This window comes from Saccharothrix sp. AJ9571, assembly GCF_021725495.1.
Lineage (GTDB): Bacteria > Actinomycetota > Actinomycetes > Mycobacteriales > Pseudonocardiaceae > Amycolatopsis > Amycolatopsis magusensis.
Map to the genome: position 1 here is coordinate 6704127 of NZ_CP091382.1, position 18404 is coordinate 6722530.

General features: G+C 70.9%; 19 protein-coding genes. 9 read left to right on the top strand and 10 right to left on the bottom strand.

All coding sequences use genetic code 11. The annotated features are described in order from the left end of the window. Positions 1-237: 237 nt before the first annotated feature. Entirely contained in the window at positions 238-996 is a 759-nt protein-coding gene (locus L3Q67_RS31085; RefSeq protein ID WP_499184987.1) for a GAF and ANTAR domain-containing protein, read from the bottom strand. A 289-nt stretch (positions 997-1285) separates the two neighbouring features. Next, positions 1286-2398: a LysR family transcriptional regulator gene (locus L3Q67_RS31090; RefSeq protein ID WP_499184988.1), complete on the bottom strand. Its 1113-nt coding sequence runs from the start codon at positions 2396-2398 to the stop codon at positions 1286-1288. Between the two features lie 110 nt (positions 2399-2508). On the opposite strand from L3Q67_RS31090, the gene L3Q67_RS31095 reads away from it, so the two are divergent. From L3Q67_RS31095 to L3Q67_RS31125, 7 genes are read left to right on the top strand one after another with little or no spacing between them, the layout of a single operon-like run. After that, complete coding sequence (locus L3Q67_RS31095) at positions 2509-3042, top strand: flavin reductase family protein (RefSeq protein ID WP_499184989.1); 534 nt, start codon at positions 2509-2511, stop codon at positions 3040-3042. 27 nt (positions 3043-3069) lie between these two features. After that, positions 3070-4293 carry an acyl-CoA dehydrogenase family protein gene (locus tag L3Q67_RS31100; protein WP_499184990.1) on the top strand — a complete coding sequence of 408 codons (1224 nt, stop codon included), beginning with the start codon at positions 3070-3072 and terminating at the stop codon, positions 4291-4293. After that, positions 4290-4652 (top strand): hypothetical protein, encoded by a 363-nt coding sequence (locus L3Q67_RS31105; RefSeq protein ID WP_282768572.1) that lies wholly within the window; start codon positions 4290-4292, stop codon positions 4650-4652. The genes L3Q67_RS31100 and L3Q67_RS31105 overlap by 4 nt, the downstream gene beginning before the upstream one ends. 2 nt (positions 4653-4654) lie before the next feature. Further along, positions 4655-5392: an SDR family NAD(P)-dependent oxidoreductase gene (locus L3Q67_RS31110; RefSeq protein WP_499184991.1), complete on the top strand. Its 738-nt coding sequence runs from the start codon at positions 4655-4657 to the stop codon at positions 5390-5392. Further along, positions 5389-6984: an AMP-binding protein gene (locus L3Q67_RS31115; protein ID WP_499184992.1), complete on the top strand. Its 1596-nt coding sequence runs from the start codon at positions 5389-5391 to the stop codon at positions 6982-6984. The genes L3Q67_RS31110 and L3Q67_RS31115 overlap by 4 nt, the downstream gene beginning before the upstream one ends. Next, entirely contained in the window at positions 6981-8138 is a 1158-nt protein-coding gene (locus tag L3Q67_RS31120; RefSeq protein WP_499184993.1) for a thiolase family protein, read from the top strand. The genes L3Q67_RS31115 and L3Q67_RS31120 overlap by 4 nt, the downstream gene beginning before the upstream one ends. Continuing rightward, the gene (locus L3Q67_RS31125) at positions 8135-8491 is read left to right on the top strand and encodes a Zn-ribbon domain-containing OB-fold protein (RefSeq protein ID WP_499184994.1); all 357 of its coding nucleotides are present in this window, start codon (positions 8135-8137) and stop codon (positions 8489-8491) included. The genes L3Q67_RS31120 and L3Q67_RS31125 overlap by 4 nt, the downstream gene beginning before the upstream one ends. 181 nt (positions 8492-8672) lie before the next feature. On the opposite strand, the gene L3Q67_RS31130 is transcribed toward L3Q67_RS31125, so the two are convergent. From L3Q67_RS31130 to L3Q67_RS31150, 5 genes are all read right to left on the bottom strand, one after another. Then, positions 8673-9878, bottom strand: coding sequence for an IS110 family RNA-guided transposase (locus L3Q67_RS31130; protein ID WP_209663709.1), 1206 nt, complete (start codon positions 9876-9878; stop codon positions 8673-8675). A 237-nt stretch (positions 9879-10115) separates the two neighbouring features. Beyond that, positions 10116-10727, bottom strand: a complete 612-nt coding sequence (locus tag L3Q67_RS31135; RefSeq protein WP_499184995.1) for a proteophosphoglycan 5 — start codon at positions 10725-10727, stop codon at positions 10116-10118. Positions 10728-10748: 21 nt separating this feature from the next. Next, the gene (locus L3Q67_RS31140; RefSeq protein ID WP_499184996.1) at positions 10749-12038 is read right to left on the bottom strand and encodes an MFS transporter; all 1290 of its coding nucleotides are present in this window, start codon (positions 12036-12038) and stop codon (positions 10749-10751) included. Then, entirely contained in the window at positions 12035-12382 is a 348-nt protein-coding gene (locus L3Q67_RS31145) for a VOC family protein (RefSeq protein WP_499184997.1), read from the bottom strand. Before L3Q67_RS31145 ends, L3Q67_RS31140 begins: the two co-directional genes overlap by 4 nt. Further along, complete coding sequence (locus L3Q67_RS31150) at positions 12382-12549, bottom strand: RH3 domain-containing protein (protein ID WP_499184998.1); 168 nt, start codon at positions 12547-12549, stop codon at positions 12382-12384. The genes L3Q67_RS31145 and L3Q67_RS31150 overlap by 1 nt, the downstream gene beginning before the upstream one ends. A gap of 105 nt (positions 12550-12654) precedes the next feature. Between L3Q67_RS31150 and L3Q67_RS31155 the strand changes: the two genes are divergently transcribed. Together L3Q67_RS31155 and L3Q67_RS31160 are read left to right on the top strand one after the other, a co-directional pair. Beyond that, positions 12655-12930, top strand: a complete 276-nt coding sequence (locus L3Q67_RS31155; protein ID WP_499184999.1) for a hypothetical protein — start codon at positions 12655-12657, stop codon at positions 12928-12930. A 164-nt stretch (positions 12931-13094) separates the two neighbouring features. After that, positions 13095-13781 (top strand): hypothetical protein, encoded by a 687-nt coding sequence (locus L3Q67_RS31160; protein WP_499185000.1) that lies wholly within the window; start codon positions 13095-13097, stop codon positions 13779-13781. A gap of 9 nt (positions 13782-13790) precedes the next feature. Here L3Q67_RS31160 and L3Q67_RS31165 read toward each other — a convergent pair whose 3' ends face one another. The 3 genes from L3Q67_RS31165 to L3Q67_RS31175 are packed head-to-tail and all read right to left on the bottom strand — an operon-like array spanning position 13791 to position 18282. Next, entirely contained in the window at positions 13791-15095 is a 1305-nt protein-coding gene (locus L3Q67_RS31165) for a lanthionine synthetase C family protein (RefSeq protein WP_499185001.1), read from the bottom strand. Beyond that, the gene (locus tag L3Q67_RS31170) at positions 15092-18112 is read right to left on the bottom strand and encodes a lantibiotic dehydratase (protein ID WP_499185002.1); all 3021 of its coding nucleotides are present in this window, start codon (positions 18110-18112) and stop codon (positions 15092-15094) included. The genes L3Q67_RS31165 and L3Q67_RS31170 overlap by 4 nt, the downstream gene beginning before the upstream one ends. Then, on the bottom strand, positions 18106-18282 hold the full coding sequence (locus L3Q67_RS31175; RefSeq protein WP_499185003.1) for a hypothetical protein: 177 nt from the start codon (positions 18280-18282) through the stop codon (positions 18106-18108). Before L3Q67_RS31175 ends, L3Q67_RS31170 begins: the two co-directional genes overlap by 7 nt. Positions 18283-18404 lie beyond the last annotated feature (122 nt).

Consider the following 18404-nt stretch of genomic DNA (forward strand, 5'->3'; position numbering starts at 1 on the left):
GCGTGCCTTGACAAAGGGAACACCGCCGTGTTTTGGCTTTGGATCGGGATGGGGAGGTGAGGATGGCACCCGGGTCTTTTATGTGGCCGGGCGCCGGTTTGGTGGGGATGGTGGTGCTGGGTCGTTTTGGTGGGGTGGCGCCGGTTTGGTGGGGATGGTCTTTGGTCGTCTAGGTGGCCGGGCGCCGGTTAGTGGGTGCCGGGGTCTTTTAGGGTGGCCGGGTTCGTGACAGCGAGCTCAGGGGGCGGAGGGGCTGGTGGGGGTGCCGGTGAGGGCATCCAGTACCGAGGCGAACTTCCCGTTGTCCTGGGCGGTGACCAGCTGGGTGGCGATGTCGCGCAGTTTGGTGTTGTGCCGCTGCGAAATGGTGCGCAGGTGGTCGAAGGCCTCGTCGGTGGTGGTGTCGTGGTGGCGCATGAGCAGGCCCTGTGCCCGGCCGATGGTGGTGCGGTTGTCCAGCGCGGCTTCGAGGTGGGTGACCAGCGACCGGCAGTGGTGGTAGGTGCTGACGTTGTCGAAGGTGCTTCCGGCGTGCAGGGTGAACAGCAGGATCAGGTCGTGGCTCGCCGAGTCGAACTGGGCCGGGGTGCGGGAGTAGAGGCTGAAGGCGGCGCTGCGCGTGCGGTTCGCGGGCAGGGGCAGGGCGAGGCAGCTGCGCAGCCCGGCCCGGCGGAGGAGCGCCGAGTAGGCGGGCCAGCGTTCGTCGACGCGGGTGTCGCCGAGGTAGCGCGGTTCGCGGTGGGCCAGGACCTCGCCGATCGGGCCGACCGCGACGGTGGGGCGGTGGCTGTTCTCGGTGACCGCGGCGGGCAGGTTGGTGGCCACGGGCTGCGGACCGTGCTCGGTGCGCACGGTGATGGCGGCGTGGTCGCAGCCGGGCACGGTGGTGACCACCCGGTCGATGTAGCGGGAGAGCGCGGTGTCGAGGTCGTCGTCGTCGACCAGTCTGCCGATCTCGGCCAGGTCCCTGGCCACTGCGCTCACTGGGTCCGACATGGTGCCGCCTCCGTCCTGGTTCCCGTTCCACCCGAGCGTCCCATGGGCCGCGGCGGTGGCCGTGCCCGGCGGCGGCGTGGGCGAATGGCCCAAGCGCTGCGGCCATTGGGCGGAGGCGCCCACCAGTCGCGGGACACCGGGGCGCGGACCAGTGCGCGGGATCGGAGTTCTCGCCGGTCATCGTCGGCACGACGAGCGTGCCGAGCGCTTCCAGCAGCGTGTGCCCTGGTGGCGGGCCGCCGTGATCGGCACCCGCTGACCCACCCGGCCGAATGCTATGAGTGGGGCGTTACTTGCGTTGAACGCTAGGAATGCCCCACTCATAGCATTCGCCAGTGCCCACTTGGTTGGCATGGGGGCCTTGAGTGTGGGACTCGGCTGCCTGAGTGTGGGGTTCGGTTGCCTGAGTGTGGGGTTCGGCTGCCTGAGTGTGGGGTTCGGCTGGGGGGTGCTGGGGGTGTCCATTGTGGATGGGGCGGTTATGGGGTGGGTGGCGGCGGGCGGCGTGGGTGGCGAGTAGGTCGCCGATCAGGCGCACCTTGGCGCTTCGGGTCGCCTGCCGGGTGATGACGCCGAGTCCGAGTGGCTCGACGTGGTCCGCGAGTTCCACCGACGTCACCGCTGAGCCGTCGGCGGTGACGTCGGTGCCCCATCGCTGGTTGAGGATGGCGAAACCGGCGCCGCCCGCCACCAGTGCCCGTACCGTCTCGATGCTGGTCGCGGGCAGTTCGCGTGGAGTCGGCAGCCCGAGGTGCTCGAACAGCTGCCGGGTGCGCGTCGTGGTGAAGGACGACAGGTCGTAGGACACCATCGTCTGCCCGGTGAGCTCGTGCAGGTGTACCCGCTCACGCCGGGCGAACGGGCTGTCCGAAGCGAAGATGACATACGGGCTCACGTCCGCCAGGTGCCGGAACACGAGCTGGTCCGGCAATCGCTGGTCGTAGACGAGGGCCAGGTCCAGTTCGGCGTCGGCCACATGCTGGCGCAGCAGGTCCATCGGGGCCTCTTCGATCGAGACCTCCAGGCGTGGCGCGCGTTCCTGGAGTTCACGCAGGAGCGTCGGGACGTAGAACGAGGTCAGCGGAACGAAGCAGCCGAGCCGCACCGAACCGGTGACCTCCTCGGTCTCGGTCCTGCTCCACTCCTCGAGTTCGCGCGCGGCCCGCAGGATGGCGCGTGCCCGCTCGGCGATTTCGAGCCCGGCCGCCGTCGGGACGACGCCACGGGAACGGTGGCGCACCAGCAGCTCCACCCCGAGGTGGCGTTCGAGTTTGGCGAGCGCCACCGACAGGTTGGACTGCGTGGTGTGCAGCCGCGCGGCCGCGGTGGTCATGTTGCCGTCCTCGATCGCCGCGGCGAGGAACTCCAGTTGCGCGAACGACGTGCCTACTCGGGTGCCCACGACCAGAGTAAATCGCTTTGGTTCATGAGGTTCAACTCCTCAATCTATTTGATCAATGATCGGGGTGCCGCGAAACTGGGCCGGACGTCGCCGCAGCGAAGGAGTGCACAGTGGTCGCCGAGCCCCTCCGGCTGGCGCTCTCGCCCTCGGCCAGCGACGAGCTGCGCCGCCGGTTCATCGCCGGGATGGGGCGCACCACGGGTGCGGTGACCATCGTGACCACGGAAGGTACCGCGGGCCGGTTCGGGCAGACCGTGACGGCGATGATGTCGGTCAGCGCGGATCCGCCCACCCTGGTGGTCAGCCTGTACCGCGCGGCGCCCGTCGCCGACGCCGTGCGCGCCAACCAGTGTTTCGCCGTGAACGTGCTTTCGGTCGAACACCTCGACGCCGCGCGGGCCTTCGCCGGGCAGGGCGGATCGTCGTCCCGCTACCGGTTCGGCGACGAATGGACGTCGTTGCGGACCGGCTCCCCGGTGCTGCCAACGGCGGCCGCGGCCTTCGACTGCCACGCCGAGCAGTTCCTGGTCGCCGGCTCGCACCTGCTCATCGTCGGCCGCGTGGTGGACGTCCGCGCCACCGACGCGCACGGGCTCACCTACGCCGATCGCGCTTATGGGCGGCAGGAACCGCTCGTCCGCTGAAATCCCCCCGATCCGCAAGGAGCACCCATGAAGCAGTTGCTCACCGAGCGGCAGAAGCGCTTCGTCGCGCTGGCCGACTCACTGGTGGAGACCTTCCGCGACCGCGCGGCCGCGCACGACGCCGACAACACCTTCCCGTTCGACAACTACGAGGACCTGCGTGCCGCGGGGCTGCTGAAGCTGTCGATCCCGGAGGAACTGGGCGGGCTGGGCGCGACCCAGGCCGAGCTCATCCCCGTGCTGGAGCGGCTCGCGACCGGTGACGGCGCCACCGCGCTCGCGGTGAACATGCACATCACCCCGATGGGCCAGTGGTCGAGCGTGTGGCGGCGCACCGGCAACCCGCGCCTGGAAGGACTGCTGCGCGACGCGGCCGAAGGCAACCTGATCTGGGCGGCGGTGACCAGCGAATTCGGCTCGCCGAACCTGATGTCCGACGCGCGCACGAAGGCCGAGCGCGTCGAGGGCGGCTTCCGCATCACCGGGCGCAAGAACTTCGGCACCAACACCGCCGTCGCCACGCACGCGTCCACCACCGCGCGCTACGAAGACCCCGAGAAGGGCCCGACGCTGCTGTTGCTGCGCATCGAGCTCAAGGACCCGGACGTGGCCATCCACCCGACCTGGAACATGCTCGGGATGCGGGCCACGCAGAGCAACGACCTGGAGTTCTCCGGGTTGTTCGTGCCGGACGAGAACGTGGTGCACTCCTTCCCGGTCGGCCACCTCGACGCGACGGTGACCGAGACGGTGTTCGGCTGGTCGCAGCCCGCCTTCGGCGCGATCTACCTCGGCATCGCCGTCGGCGCGCTGGACTGGGCCAAGCAGCAGGTCCGCCGCCGCGGCCTGGTCGAGGACGCCCGCGCCCAGGACGCCATCGCCGACGCCGAGATCCTCATCGAGTCGGCCAGGGCGCTGCTCTACCGCCACACCGCGCAGTTCGGCACCCCGCAGATGTACGAGGAATTCGACCTGCAGGAGATCGTCGCGCAGAGCGCGCTGGTCAAGCACGTCTGCACGAAGAACGCCGTCGCGGTCTTCACCCGCCTGATCGACGTCGTCGGCGGTGCCGCCTACGCCCGGTCGCTGCCGTTCGAGCGCACCTGGCGCGATGTGCAGGCGGGGTTGTTCATGCCGGTCGCGGACTTCGCGGCCCACGAGCTCATCGCCGCCAGCTCCCTCGGGCTGACGCTGGCACCGGCCCATGGCAGTCTGCGCGAGCAAGCCACGGCATCGAAGGAGAACGCATGAGCCAGCCGACCCCAGCCCCGTTGCGCGCCCTGATCTGCATCGGGGTCAGCCAGCACTTCTTCGCGGCCGAACAGGCCGAACGCGCGGTCGTGTTCGAGGCGACGAAGGCGGCGTTCGCCGACCTGTCCGGCCGCTTCGGCGTCAAGGTGCTCGGCACGTTCGACGACGACACGATCCAGATCGGCCCGGCCACGTCGTTCCCCTGGACCTGCTACCTGCTGCTGGAAGCACCCGACTACGAGACGGTCCGCGCCATCGTGAACCTGTTCCGCGAGACCCCGGCCGGTGAGTACCAGCTGTGGCGCTACTACAAGGTCGAGACCCGCCTGGGCCGCGCGCTGTTCTTCGGGGAGGACTGAGGATGGGGGAGGCCGCTCGCGTCGCGCTGGTCACCGGTGCCGCGCAGGGGCTGGGTGCCGCCATCGCGCGGCGGCTGCACGAGGACGGGTTCCGGGTCGCGCTCGGCGACCTGAACCTGCCGGAGGCGGAACGGGTCGCGGCGACGCTCGACCCGGCGGGGGAGACCGCGCGGGCCTTCGGGCTGGACGTCGCCGACGCGGACTCGATCGAGGAGGCGTTCGACCGGGTCACCGAGGTGTGGGGGCAGCCGGATGTGCTGGTCAACAACGCGGGGGTGACGGTCAAGCGGTCGCTGTGGGAGATCACCGTCGACGAATGGGACGCGGTGCTCGATACCAACCTGCGCAGCTACTTCGTGCTCAGCCGGCTGGCCGCGGCGGGGATGCGCGACCGCGGGTGGGGCCGCATCGTGAACGTCTCGTCGTTCGCGGGGCAACAGGGCGGACTGGTCGCCGGTGCCCACTACGCCGCGTCGAAGGCGGGGATCCTGGTGCTGACCAAGATCTTCGCGCGTGAACTCGCGGGCGACGGCGTCACCGTCAACGCGATCGCCCCGGCGGCCGTGCGCACCCCGGCCATGGACGACGACGAAGTCACCCGGCTCGGCGCGGGCATTCCGGTGGGCCGGGTCGGGCAGCCGCAGGAGATCGCGGCTGCGGTCGCCTACCTCGTCGGCCCGGACAGTGGTTACGTCACCGGCGCGACGCTGGACCTCAACGGCGGATTGTTCATGCGATGAGCGTGGGACGGCACCCCTGGCGGCTGTGGCCCGCGAGCCACCGCACGGTCCAGCACATCCTCACCGGCAACGCGGCCGCCGCCGGGGACGAGCTCGCGCTGACCGTGGGGGAGGAGCGGTTCACCGCGCGCGACCTCGTCGACCGGGCCGCGCGCACCGCCGCCACGCTTCGCGCGCACGGCGCCGGGCCGGGCGATCGCGTCGTGGTGGTCAGCCCGAACCGGGCGGAGCTGATCGATCTGTTCCACGGTTCGGCCTGGAACGGCAGCGTGCTGGTGCCGCTCAACCCCGAACTCCGCGGCGACCCCCTGCGCCACCAGCTCCGGCTGGCCGATCCGGCGATCGTGGTGGTCGACGCTTCGTCGGCGGCACAGGTCGCCGCCGTGGCTCCCGCTGCCACCCGGCTGGTGTTCGACACCCCCGCCCTCGACGCGCCGCGCGATGACGAGGCGGGGCAACAGGTGTGGGCGGACGCGGCGAGGTTCGCCCTCGCACCGGAAGGCCTCCCCGCCGAACCCGTCGGCCCCGAGACGACCGCCGCGGTCCTGTTCACCTCCGGCACCACGGGACCGGCCAAGGGCGTGGTGATGCCGCACGGCCAGTTCTGGTGGTGGTCGGTCATCGGGTGCGAGCAACTCGCGCTCGACGCCGACGACGTGCTGTACACGGCACTCCCGTTGTTCCACACCAACGCGCTGACCACTCCGCTGCAGGCTTTCGCGGCCGGGGGCCGGGCGGTCATCGGGCCGCGGTTCTCGGTGTCGGCGTTCTGGACGCGCCTCGAACAGGCGCAGGCGACGACCACCTTCATCCTCGGCGCCATGAGCACGATGCTGTGGAACCGGCGGCCGGAAACCTTCGATCGCACGCGGACCGCACGGCTGCGGCGCATCCTCGGCCCGGGGATCGACCCGGCGATCAAGCGCGACTTCGAGGACTTCTTCGGCGTGCACGTGGCCGAAGGCTTCGGCATGACCGAGATCGGCGTGCCGATCTCCACGCCGCCGGGCGAGCGCACCTCGGGTGTCGCCGGGATCCCGCACCCCGATTTCGAGGTCGCCCTGCTCGGTCCCCGGGACGAGGTCCTCGACGGACCGGCCACCGGCGAGCTGGCCATCCGGCCGCGCCAGCCGTTCCAGATCGCCGACGGCTACTTCGGCAACCCCGAGGCGACGCTGGAAGCGCGCCGCAACCTCTGGTTCCACACCGGCGACCTGGTCGAGCGCGACGCGCGGGGATACTACCGGTGGCGCGACCGCCTCAAGGACTCCATCCGCCGCCGTGGCGAGAACATCTCCAGCTACGAGATCGAGGCCGCCTTCCGCGTGCACCCCGCGGTGGCCGACGCGGCCGCGATCGCGGTGCCCAGTCCGCTCGGTGAAGACGAGGTGCTGGTGTGCCTGCACCTCGTCGAAGGCGCCGAATTCGACCCGACGGCATTGCTGGCCGCGGCGTCGGAACACCTTCCCGCGTACGCACTTCCGAGTTATCTGCGCGTGGTGGACGCGTTCCCGCTCACCGCCAATGGCAAGGTGGCCAAACAGGTGCTTCGCGAGCAGGGCGTCACCGAGGACACCTGGGAGCGCGAATGACGCCGGTGCGGAACACCCGGGGTGCGGTGATCGCCGGATGGCACGAACTCCCGGTCACCAAACGGGTCGAGCGCCCGACGCGCGAACTCCTGGCCGACGCCATCTCCGGAGCCGTGCGGCACGCCGGGCTCACCGCGGCGGACATCGACGGCCTGGCGGTCGGCGGGTTCACCCTCGCGCCGGACCACGCCGTCGATCTGGCCGCCCGCAACGGACTGCGGGTGAACTGGCTGGCGCCGCAGGAGCCCGGCGGCCCGGGCGCGGTCAACGCGTTGCTGCAGGCCGCTGCCGCGGTGCTGTCCGGTCAGGCGACAGCGGTCGTGTGCGCGGCGGCCGACACCACCGACACCGCCACCTTGGCGGAGGTGAACACGAACTTCTCCACCGGGTTCGCCGAATCGCTCGCCCCGATCGGCGCGGCGGCGGCCACCGTCGTCTTCGCGTTGCTCCAGCGCGAACACCAGGCCGCGACGGGCAGCACGCGGGAGGACTTCGGCCGGATCGCGGTCGCGCAGCGGCGCAATGGCGCGCGCAACGAACGCGCTCTGTTCCGTAAGCCGATCACCGTGGCGGACTACCTCGCCTCGATACCGATCGTCGAGCCGCTGCACCTGCTGGACTGCGTTTTCCCGGGCTCGGGTGCGGCGGCGTTCGTCGTCACCGCGGAAGCGCTGGGCGTCCGGCAGTCGGTGCGGGTGGACGCGGGATTCACCGAGCACGCCGGTAACCGGCCCCAGGAGCTCGACTTCGGCTGGGCGCGGCACGCGTCCGCGCTGTACGACGTCGCCGGTCGGGGGCCCGGTGACTTCTCCGTGCTGGAGTTCTACGACGACTTTCCCTTCATGGTGGCCGTGCAGCTCGAAGAACTCGGCTTCGCCACCCGCGGAGACCTGCGGGGGTTCCTTGCCGCCCACGACCTGGACATCGGCGGGGACCTGCCGGTGAACACCGGTGGCGGAATGTTGAGCTGCGGGCAGGCCGGGGGCGCCGGGGGCTATCTGCCCGTCGTTCAGGCGGCGCGGCAACTGAGCGGGCAAGCCGGGCCGACGCAGGTGCCCGGCGCGAGCACCGCGCTGGTGACCGGCCTCGGCATGGTCGACCAGGACGGCCCGCAGTCGATCGGCGCCGCCGTGCTCTCGGCGGGTGCGCGATGAGCCCCGCGTACCCACGCCGCTCGGGCGAGGAAATCCTGTTCCCGCGCTGCACCGAATGCGGCCGATGGCGCTGGCCGGATGGCGAAATCTGCCGGACGTGCGGCAGCGGCCAGCTTGTGGCGACGCCATGGTCGGGCACCGCGGTGCTCCTGGCGGAGGTGCGCGTGCACCGCGGTGTGCCCGCGCCTTTCCTCACGAACGGCCCCTACGACCTGATCGCCCTGGACCTGGGCGGCCTGCGTTTCCTCACCCTCTGGGCTTCACGCCCGGCGACACCCGTCCGGGGACAGGCCTGCACCCTGCACTGGGGCGAAGTCCACGGCACTCCTTGGCCGCTGGCGCACGCACTCTAGGCACAGACCACAGTTCCCCATTCAGCGCCGCCAGGGAGTGCCCCTGGTTCGCCCGGTGATGCCGTGAACGCTATGAGTGGGGCATTACTTGCATTCAATGCAAGTAATGCCCCACTCATAGCATTGGCACGAGGGCCGTCAGAGTGTCTGCTGGCCTTGGGGGGGTGTCCCTATGGGTTTGTCAAGCGGCTGCCGCGGTGTGGGCTGGTTCGGGGTGTCGGTAGTGGGTGCCGGTGCGGAGCATGGCGTAGAGGACGTCGCAGCGGCGTCGGGCGAGGCAGATGAGGGCGGCGTTGTGTTTCTTGCCTTCGGCTCTTTTGCGGTCGTAGTAGGTGCGGCTGGCCGGATCGTGCAGTGCGGCGAAGGCGGCGAGGAAGAACGCGCGTTTGAGTTTGCGGTTGCCGGTGCGGGCGGGGTGTTCGCCTTTGATGCTGGTGCCCGAGGCGCGAGTGACCGGGGCGATGCCGGCGTAGGCGGCCAGGTGTGCGGAGCTGGCGAAGTTGGAGGCGTCGCCGATTTCGAGCAGGATGCGGGCGGCGGTCCTGACCCCGATGCCCGGCATGGAGGTCAGGACCCCGGCAAGAGGGTGCGCATCGAGTATCTCCTCGACCTCGGTGGCGAGCTGTGTGCGTTGCTGGAGCACGGTTTTCAGGCTGTCGGCGAGTCTGGGCAGCACGGTGTCCGCGGCGGTGGTTCCGGGGACGGTGACAGTCTGCTCGCCGAGCGCGGTCATGATCGCCTCGACCAGTTTGTCGCCCATGCGCGGGGCGTGGGCCTTCGCTATCGCGGTGAGTTTGCGGCGCCCGGCCTTGCGGATTCCGGTGGGGCCGCCGCAGCGGGACAGGATTTCCAGGACCGCCGGATGACTGATCTTCGGGCCGATCGCGCGTTCGAGGGCGGGATGGACGCCGGTGAGCAGCCCGCGGATGCGGTTGCCGAGGCGGGTGGCCTCACCGGCCAGGTCGTCGTCGAAGCCGACCAGCACCTCCAGCTCGGCCAGGGTGTCATCACCGACGTCGACCGGGCGCAGCGTGTGGGGCAGCGAGCGGGCCGCATCAGCGATGATGAACGCGTCGCGGGCGTCGGTCTTCGCCCGCCCGGGATAGAGGTCGGCGATCCGGCGCATCGCCAGTCCGGGCAGATAGGCGACCTGGTGCCCGTGGGCTCGTGCGACAGCGACCGGCAGCGCGCCGATCGTCGCGGGCTGATCGACGACCACCAGCAGCGGCCCGTGGCTGGCGAGTTTGTCGAACAGCGCTCGCAGTTTGGGTTCGCTGTTGGGCAAGGGGCCGTCGTGCAGCCTCTTCCCGGCCGGGTCCAGGCCCACCGCGTGGTGGGACTCTTTGCCGACGTCAAGACCGAGGAACACGCCGAAACTGCTGCTCATGCACGCGTCTTTCGTCCGTCGCGGGTGGTCGCCGGTCAGGCATCGATGGCCGGCACCCACGTTACGACGAGACCTACCCGGCGGGGTGGCCGTGTCCCTATCAGCGGTCCCTCGATGCCGCCAGGCCCAGTGACACCACCCCCCGGATCATGGACTCGACTGGGGGCATCAGTCATGCCGAACCTGGCGACCACAGCTCCTTGATCAGGAACTACGAAAAAGGTAACGGGGAGCGTGTTAGCGCTTGAAGGCGCGTGCTGCCGCGACTCCGGCGGTCAGGTCGGCGGTGGTGGAGCCGAAGACGGCGGCCAGTTGGTCCGTGGTCAGTTCCGGGCCTGCCGCGGCGATGGCGAGCACGGCGTCCTGCGGCGGGGTGAAGGCGCCTTCGGAACGGCCGCTGACGAATTTGGTGACCGAGTCCAGGAAGCCCGCGTCGTCCAGGGCGGGCAGGCCTACCGAGTCGAAGCCGTCCTGCAGGTCGTATTCCGCGCGGTGCCAGGAACCGTCGAAGCCGTAGACGAAGCCGACCCATTCGCCTGCCGGCGGCAGGTGTTCGCCCCACCAGGCGGGGGCGTCGGCGAGCAGGTCGGTTTCGTCTTCCCCGAAGTACTCCGCCGCGTCCCGGAAGTAGGTGTCGGAGTACTCGTGGTCGTTCCCCTGCAGCACGGCCCGGCCGTCATCGAGCAGGACCAGGTCGCACCAGTTGCCACCGCCGTCGTCGTAGTGCCACACCCGGCCGTCGGCCCGGCACCCGTCGCCGTAGCCGATCGCGGCCATCACCGCGGCGTAGGCCGCCCAGCGCGGGCGGAGTTCTTCGGGGGACGGCAGTTCGAGCGAGACCAGTGGCATGGGGCACAGGGTAACCGCCCCTCAGCGCGGCTCCCGGGCGCGGTTCGCCGCGCCCGCGGCCGCCAGCAGAGCGACCGCGAACAGCACGTACGAAGCGAACAATCCACCGCTCTGGCCCACCGAACTCAAGGTCCCGCCGACAGCGCGGCCCAGCAGTTGCCCGATGCATTCGGCCGTGATCACCGCGGTGGCCAGTTCCGCGGTGCTGAACCCACTCGAACCCGCGGTGGTCGCGCTGATGTACAGCCCCGGATAGGCGAGCCCGACGCCGATTCCGGCCACCGCCCACGCGACGAGCACCACGGCGAACGACCCGCCGGAGACGAGTTCGACCGCCAGCACCCCCGTACCGAGGGCGGTCAGGGCCAGGCCGATCGCGGGGAAGTGCCGCTTCGAGCGCGCCGCGGCGAACAGGCTCGTGATCGCCCATCCCAGCGGCGCGGCGCTCAGCACGATCGCGGCCTGACCGAGGCTCATGGCGAACCCGCTCGTCAACAGCACGGTGATCAGGCTGTCCGCGCCGAAGTAGCCGACCGCGAACAGGACCATCGCCCCGAGCGCGGCGGGAGTGCCGCGACGCAGGCGCGCGGTGCCCGGCGGCAGGATCGAGACCATCCCGGCCACGGTGATCGCCGCGCCGAGGATCGCGAGCGGCCACCACCCCGTGCTCAGCACGACACCCGCCGCACCCAGCGGCACCAGCAACGTCCGGGCCAGCGGCCGTGGCGCCGCCCCGGGAGGCGGGCCGTCGCGGACGGCGCGCACCACCAGCAACCGTCCGAAAAGGACGAACGGCACCGGCACCAGCAGGGTCCACCGCCAGCCCACCAGGTGCTCCAGCCCGAGCGTCGCGGCCGGGCCGACCAGCGCGGGCACGATCCACATCGCCGACGACGCCGCGACCACCCGGATGCGCAGCCGGTCGTCGAGGTGCTGGATCGCGGAGCTGATGCCGAACACCGCGAGCAGCCCGCTCGCCAGCCCGCCGGCGAACTGCCCCAGCGCGAACACCCACGCCGCCTGCGCGGAAGCGGCCAACGCGAGCCCGCCCAGGTAGGCGAGCATCCCGGCGGCCAGCGTGCCGCGCGGGCCCAGGCGGTGCAGAACCCGGCTCGCCAGCGGGAGGGCGACGAACAACCCCAGCGCGGACCCGGCGATCAGCAGGCCGAGCTGGTCCCTCGCGTCCAGGTCACCGGCGACGGTGGGCAGCAGCGTGGAAGCGACGAAACCGGTGACCGCCGCGGCGAATTCGAGCGCGACGATCCCGATCGCGAGGAACAGCGGCTTCCGCGTGAGCTGACCGCCACTCACGTATAGAGGTCCCGGTCGTAGAGGTTGATCTGCACCCACACGCCGTCCGGGTCCTGGACGCGCAGCGAGTACCCGAAGGCTTCGTCGGTCACCGGCTCCGGCGCGAACCCCGCCGTTCGCAGGCGCGCCGACACCGTCTCCAGGGGCTCGTCGGCCGCGAAGGCCAGTTCGCACCGGCCCGTGTCCTCGGGGGATCCGCGGTGCACGCCCAGCACGCCGCCCTCGGCGGGCATCTCGATCCAGCCGCCCGGCCGGGACACCGGCCCGACCCGCAGGCCGAGTGCTTCGTAGAACCGGGTCAGGGCCGCGACATCCGAGCTGTAGCGGATCGGCAGCACGCGCATCAGGAACGCTCCTCATCGGCCGGATGGCTCTTCCGCAGGTACTCCTCGAGCGCCCGTTCGACGATCGACGAGAGCGAGGCGTCCGCGTCGACCGACGCGTGTTTCACCCGCCGGATGAGATCGGGCGGCAGGTAGACGCTGAATTGCCGTTTGGCGGTCGGAGCCACGCCTGCATGCTAGCAAATGAGCTTGCTAGCATGCAGGCACTGAAAGAGGGGATTGACGCCGTCCGGCGCTCGCGGACCACCGCGTGGTGCTCCTAGGGTCGAGGGATGACCACGAGGAGAACCGCCCGGATCTGCACCGCGCTCGCGCTCGCCTCGACCGTGGTGCTGGGAGGTGGCGTCGCCGCGGCGGCGGACACCTACACCAGGGTCTTCACCGGCTCCGGCTACAGCGATTGGGGATTCGCGCTCGACTACGCCAGGGGACAGGCGTACCAGAAGGCGCTCGCCGACGGCTTCGTGTATGAGCAGTGCGTGGAGACCGGGAAGGTGGTCATGATGTTCGAGGCCCACGTCACCTGGGAGTGCACCCGCCCGGCTTGATCAACGGCCCTGCCACACCGCGGCCCGCTTTCGGCGAGCGCGCCCAGTCCTTCCTGCCTTCCGCTCGGAAACCGTCAGCACCCGAACGCGCGCACCTGGTCGGCGTGGGCGCGGTCTGCCTCGTTCACGTCCTGCGGCGCGCCTGAGCGCTATAGCCTGCCGGCGTGGCCCTCATCGACGCTCTGCTGCACGCGCTGCCCCTCCGCGACCTTCGCGGTGACGTGGGAACCAAACATTCGGCCAAGGGCGGTGCGACCGCGCTGGTGGACCTGGAACCCGCCGCGGAGTTCGAGGCCGTCGACGCGATCGACGAGCGGATCCGGGCGGACTCACGTGATTTCCCCGAGCTGGTGCCGCTGTGCTTCACCAACATCGTGCTCGGTGTCCAGGCCGAGTTCGAGGAGCGCTTCGACAATCCGACCCCGCCGATCCGGGTGGTGGTGCGCGAAGTGCTGCCGCACATCATCGAGACCAACGAGGCGAACAACCGGGCGGCGGGCCGCAAAGCCGTCCAGGCCGGGCTCAGGCGGCTGGTGGTGCCGGGGGCCGAGTGCCTGATGCCCGCGATCGCGGTCCGCTGGTATGACGACGACCCGCAGCCCGGCCTGGTCGAAGTGGCGCTCACCGACCGGCACGGCACGGTCCACCGGCTGATCGGCAAGACCCCGTACTTCGACGCGGACCACGAACTGGACCCCTCGGCGCCGTACCCGTTCGTCGCGGGCGTGCCCGGGACGGTCGTCGAGATCGACGGCGACACGGCCGTCGTCGAGTTACTGCACCACCTCGACGACCAGAAAGAGGACTTCCAGCGGATCGGCGTCCGGCTCGGCACGCTCTTGCCGTACTGAAAGCGGGTTTCAGCCGATCAGCAACGGCGCGTCCCACCCGGTGACCGGGGGTTCGCCGGTGGCGTGGGTGTGCAGGGCGAGCGCGATGCCCGCCGCGCCTTCCAGGAAGCCGGGGCGGTCGAGGGGCCGGACCGAACCGGGGTAGTCGTACCGGAACCCGAACGGCGCTTCCGGGTCGTAGGCCTTCTCCAGCCGCGCCGCGAGTTCGTCCGCGGTTTCGGCGTAGTACCGGTCGCCGGTGCCGAACGACATCCGAGAGGCGATCTGCAGCAGGCCCGCCCAGCCGTGGCAGAGGCCGAAGTCCTGGATCGGGCTGTCCCCGGCGAAGGCGATACCGAACGCCCCTCGCAACGCGCTGTGCGCGGTCTCGCACCATTCTTCGTCGCCCAGCGCTGTCCCGGCCAGGAACAACGCGCGCCCGATCCCGGCGGCGCCGTAGCACCACACCTCGCGGTACCGGCCCGGCGGCGACGGGCCGTCCAGGGTGACCGAGTACGGCCAGAACGGGCCTGATTCGTCGTCGAGCCGCCACTTCCGCATCAGCGCCAGGATTCGCAGCATGGCCTCGTCGTGCCGGGCCACCGTGACCCCGGCCTGCCGGGCGAGTGCCAGCAACGCCAGCGGACCGGTCACCCCGTGCGCCATCCCGAAGTTGAGGTGCCCGGTGTCTTCGGCGGTGATGCCCGCCGTGTCGTGGTGGTTCCACCACGCGGGCACGCGCTGCCCCCGCACCTCGATGTCGTCGGCGACCGCGATGTCCACCAGCGTCGCCAGCACGTCCTCCACTGCGCTCAGCACCAGCGGGTTCCCGGTCGACCGGTAGCGGGCCAGCAGTTGCCTGCCGACACCGGCGATTCCGGAGGTCACGTCGTAACCCGACCACCCGCCGATCGGCAGGCCGTCGGCGATCCTCGCGCGGTCGCGGGTGGTGAGTGCCTGGCATTCCCGGCTGACCGCTTCGTCGAGCTGGGTGAGCATCCCCGTGTACCCACTGGCTTCCTCCGCCGCCGCGTGTGCCGCGAACGCCACCGCCGCGATGCCGCCGAACAGCCCGCCGCCCGCGGGCGGGGCCGTCGAGGCGAGCGCGGCCCGCAGGTGGGCGTGGACCTGCTCACGCAGTCCGGGATCGTCGGCGCTGAGCTCGGCGTACAGCAGGGCCAAAGCGGGGTGGCCGTCGGACAGTCCCGCCGGGCTCCACAACGTGGCGTCCCGGGTGTCCATCCGCAGGGCGTTGCCCGGAGCGTCCGTCGTCGCCACCACCCGTGCCGGATCGGCGAGCCGCTCGGCCAGTTCCGTCACGATGTGCGTGGTCATCGGCGCTCCTGTCGTTCGCGATCCCGCCGGGCCTGCACGACCCCGCGGGCGATGGCGTAGGCCTCCCGTTCCGCGTCGAGGCCGGTGCCGCTGAGGCGGTTGTGGTGCACGTGGAGCATCGAGGCGAACGCCTCCGGCGCCGCTTCGGTGCCGCGGATGACGCGTGCGTAGTCCCGGAGCAGCGGAGCACGCCGCTCCCAGCTGTCCAGCAGTTCCCGGCCCCAGTGCTCTCGGCCGGGATCGAGCAGCCGGACGGCGTCGCGCCGGCACCGCTGGAACGCCTGGTGGTGCTCGTCTTTCGGGTAGGTGGCGAGCAGCCAGTCCTGCCACCCGTCGTCGCCGCACAGCGCTCGTGCCAGTTCGAGGTGGTTGGCGGCAAGCAGGAGTTCCCTCGGCAGGTCGAGCTTTCCCTGCTCCAGTAAGGAAAGCTGCTCCAGGACGCAGTGCGAGTCCGCGTGGAACGCGCGTTCGGCGGCCTCGATCGCGCTCGGCCCGCCGTACCGGGTGATCTCCGGCTGATAGGTACCGGTCCCGAGCTCGGCGATCAGTCCCGCCTCGATCAGCTCGTCCGCCCACTGGTGCACGACGGGCAGCAGTTCGCCGTTGAGCGCCGCCGGTTCGCCGTGGAAGCGAATGCGGAGGTGGTGGCCCGGGTCGGCGTAGCGCAGGAAGAACCACCTGTCGCTGAAGGGCTGTGCCCGCGTCACCAGGGCGGGCAGGTGCCGGCTGAGCAACTCGGCATGCCTGCCCCGGTCGGCATAAACCTTGAGGTAGAGCCATTCCCCGCCCGGCGGGTACGACCGGCTGACGAACGGGCGCGAGACGGCCTTGGCCCGGGTTCGTCCCGCTCGTACCGGCATCACCGGGACGACCACTTCGGCGGCGTGCCCGTTGGCCCAGCCGGAGCCGAATTCGCCGCCGGCAGGCTCTTCCCGCAGCACCAGCTCCGGATGCTTCCGGAGGTCCGCGCGCAACAGTTCCACGGCGGTGGGGGAGTTCAGGTCGAGCTGGATCCGGCGCTCGCCTTCGGTGGTGGCGTGCACGACGCGCGGCACGGACCACTCGGCCCGCCACTTCTCGAAGCGCCGCACCCATTCGCTGTGTTCGACGTCCTCGCGCAGCCGCGGATCGGGCAGCCAGCGTGCCGGGCTGAGCACCGTGCGGCCGTGACGGATCCGGGGCAGGTAGGGAAGATCCGCGGCGGCGCCCCAGTGCCACAGCGGCCAGGGCGGGGTGTGGCTCTCGCCGATCTCGAGCAGCAGGCGCACCGCGTTCGGCACGGCGAGTCTCGGGTTGAGCGAGTGGAACACCAGAGGCGCGATCTCCCGCCCGTCCCGCAGCGACACCACGGCGAACCGGTCGAAGTACGCGGTGATCCCGAGGTCGTCGAGACCCAGTTCGGCCGGGCGCTCGGCGTACGCGCCGAGCACCGCCGCTTCGCCGGTCAACCTGGGCACCTGCGTCACGTTGACCATGCGGGGGTGCAGCGGCGGCGTGAGGAGCTGCACCGGGGTCGCTTCACCGACGAGATCCGCGGCCACCGCGCCGACCTTGTCGCCCAGTTCGGGAACCAGCGGCAGGAACCGGCCGAACAACGCGCCGACCCGGGTGAAGTTGACGTCACCGCCGCCGACGAGCCGGAACTCCCCACGCCGCAAGGCATCCTCGGAATCGGCGAGGAGCTGCACGCACAGTTCCGCGTATGAGCCCCGGTCGCCGGGGGTGTCCGGGCGCGCGAGCCGTTCGATAATTTCCTCGTCCAGCAATACCTCACGCCCGCCTCGGGCCGCCAGCGCCAGCAAGGTGGCGTCCCGTTCGGACTCGCCGGGGCGCTCGGTGCCGCTCGACCGGTTCCCCGGTGGCAGCAGGTATCCGGCCGGTGGACCAAGACCGCGTTCCGGGTCGAGCACGTCCTTGATGCCGACCACCGTGCCGGCGCCGTACCGCTCGATGAACTCCCGGCGGTAGGCGGCGAGCGGGTCGGCCGGGGCCAGCCGCGGCGGGGCCACCCGCCAGGCGACTTCGGCGGCCGAGGCCAGTTCGTCCGCGACGGCGGTGGGCAGCACGAAATCGGCGTCCATGCCGAGGTCGACCTGCAGGAGCTGGGCCTGGTCGTGGATACCGCGCATGGTGGCGGTCACCGCGCGCAGCGCTTCGTGGCCCTGGCCGACCGGGGTGGCGGCGTAGCGGGCGAGTTGCTCGCGGACCTTCTCCAGTTCGGGCGCGGGACCGCCGTGGGCGAGCACGTGCGCGATCGGGTCCTCGGTGGTCGCGGGCGGGCGCAGGTCGGTGACCAGGAATTCCGCCGCCACCAGCTGGGTGACCAGATTGGCGAGCACCTCTTCGCCCGCTTGCGGGAACTCGGCGCCGAGCCGGGCGAGCAGGGCGGGGAAGGCGATCGGGGTGTGCGCGGCTTCGAGCGCGGCGCCCACCGGGCGGGTGTGCCGGATGGTGCGCTCGCGGTCGTCCGGGCCGCGAACGCCGCTTTCCTCGGGGACCAGGGGGAGCACCAGCCGGTCGCCCCGGGAGAAGCACAGGTCGTTGCGGACCACCCGGAGCCGGGGGAGCACCGCCGGATCGGTCTCGCGGGGGCGGAGCACCTCGGCCAGCCAGCTCCGGTCGACGCGCACGTGCCTGCGGTGCCCGGTGCCGACGCGGATCTTCGGCTGCTCACCGAAATCGGCCGCGGCCACCCCGGCGAGCAGGCCGAACGGGGTCGGCCGCTGCGTCATCCTGACGAGGTAGCGGTTGAGCGACAGGGCCGCGCGGCGCTGCCTGGCCGGGTCGGTGAGCGCGCCGGAGCTGATCCTGTCGAGGGTGGCGGCGAGCGAAGGACTGGACACCTCGACCGCTTCACGGACGTAGGGGTCGGCCCAGAGGTCGCTGGAGAACGAGTCGCCGGGCGATCGTGCCGACAACCGCACGATCGCGAAGTCGAGCGCCCGGAAGCGGGTTGGCGACAGGCCCGAGCGAACCGACGGCTCGCCCGGGCCTGCCCACGTCTGTCGGCTCAGCACGATCCGGAATGGGTGCAGGCGACCGACGTGCACGGGGAGGTGCAGGTGTTGAGCGCGGCGACGTCGTGCTGCGGGTGGTCCGCCAGTCTGACGCCGCCACCGCCGAAGTGCTCGGCCCAGCCGGCCCCGGCCACCCCCTCGATCTTGAGGTCGAGATCGAATTCGCCCATGGTCTTCACTCCTTCACCTCGGCTACGGCTTTGGTGGCTGCCGATCACACCCCGGTAACGCCGGTTCGTCAACGCTTTACAGTCACACTTGAAGCGGTTGCGAGAGTCCGCCGTGTCCAGTA

Excerpts from the sequence above, each read along its gene's own strand:
- L3Q67_RS31085 (WP_499184987.1), bottom strand. The coding sequence starts at position 996 with ATGTCGGACCCAGTGAGCGCAGTGGCCAGGGACCTGGCCGAGATCGGC.
- L3Q67_RS31100 (WP_499184990.1), top strand. The coding sequence starts at position 3,070 with ATGAAGCAGTTGCTCACCGAGCGGCAGAAGCGCTTCGTCGCGCTGGCC.
- L3Q67_RS31105 (WP_282768572.1), top strand. The coding sequence starts at position 4,290 with ATGAGCCAGCCGACCCCAGCCCCGTTGCGCGCCCTGATCTGCATCGGG.
- L3Q67_RS31110 (WP_499184991.1), top strand. The coding sequence starts at position 4,655 with ATGGGGGAGGCCGCTCGCGTCGCGCTGGTCACCGGTGCCGCGCAGGGG.
- L3Q67_RS31115 (WP_499184992.1), top strand. The coding sequence starts at position 5,389 with ATGAGCGTGGGACGGCACCCCTGGCGGCTGTGGCCCGCGAGCCACCGC.
- L3Q67_RS31120 (WP_499184993.1), top strand. The coding sequence starts at position 6,981 with ATGACGCCGGTGCGGAACACCCGGGGTGCGGTGATCGCCGGATGGCAC.
- L3Q67_RS31125 (WP_499184994.1), top strand. The coding sequence starts at position 8,135 with ATGAGCCCCGCGTACCCACGCCGCTCGGGCGAGGAAATCCTGTTCCCG.
- L3Q67_RS31130 (WP_209663709.1), bottom strand. The coding sequence starts at position 9,878 with ATGAGCAGCAGTTTCGGCGTGTTCCTCGGTCTTGACGTCGGCAAAGAG.
- L3Q67_RS31135 (WP_499184995.1), bottom strand. The coding sequence starts at position 10,727 with ATGCCACTGGTCTCGCTCGAACTGCCGTCCCCCGAAGAACTCCGCCCG.
- L3Q67_RS31145 (WP_499184997.1), bottom strand. The coding sequence starts at position 12,382 with ATGCGCGTGCTGCCGATCCGCTACAGCTCGGATGTCGCGGCCCTGACC.
- L3Q67_RS31155 (WP_499184999.1), top strand. The coding sequence starts at position 12,655 with ATGACCACGAGGAGAACCGCCCGGATCTGCACCGCGCTCGCGCTCGCC.
- L3Q67_RS31165 (WP_499185001.1), bottom strand. The coding sequence starts at position 15,095 with ATGACCACGCACATCGTGACGGAACTGGCCGAGCGGCTCGCCGATCCG.
- L3Q67_RS31175 (WP_499185003.1), bottom strand. The coding sequence starts at position 18,282 with ATGGGCGAATTCGATCTCGACCTCAAGATCGAGGGGGTGGCCGGGGCC.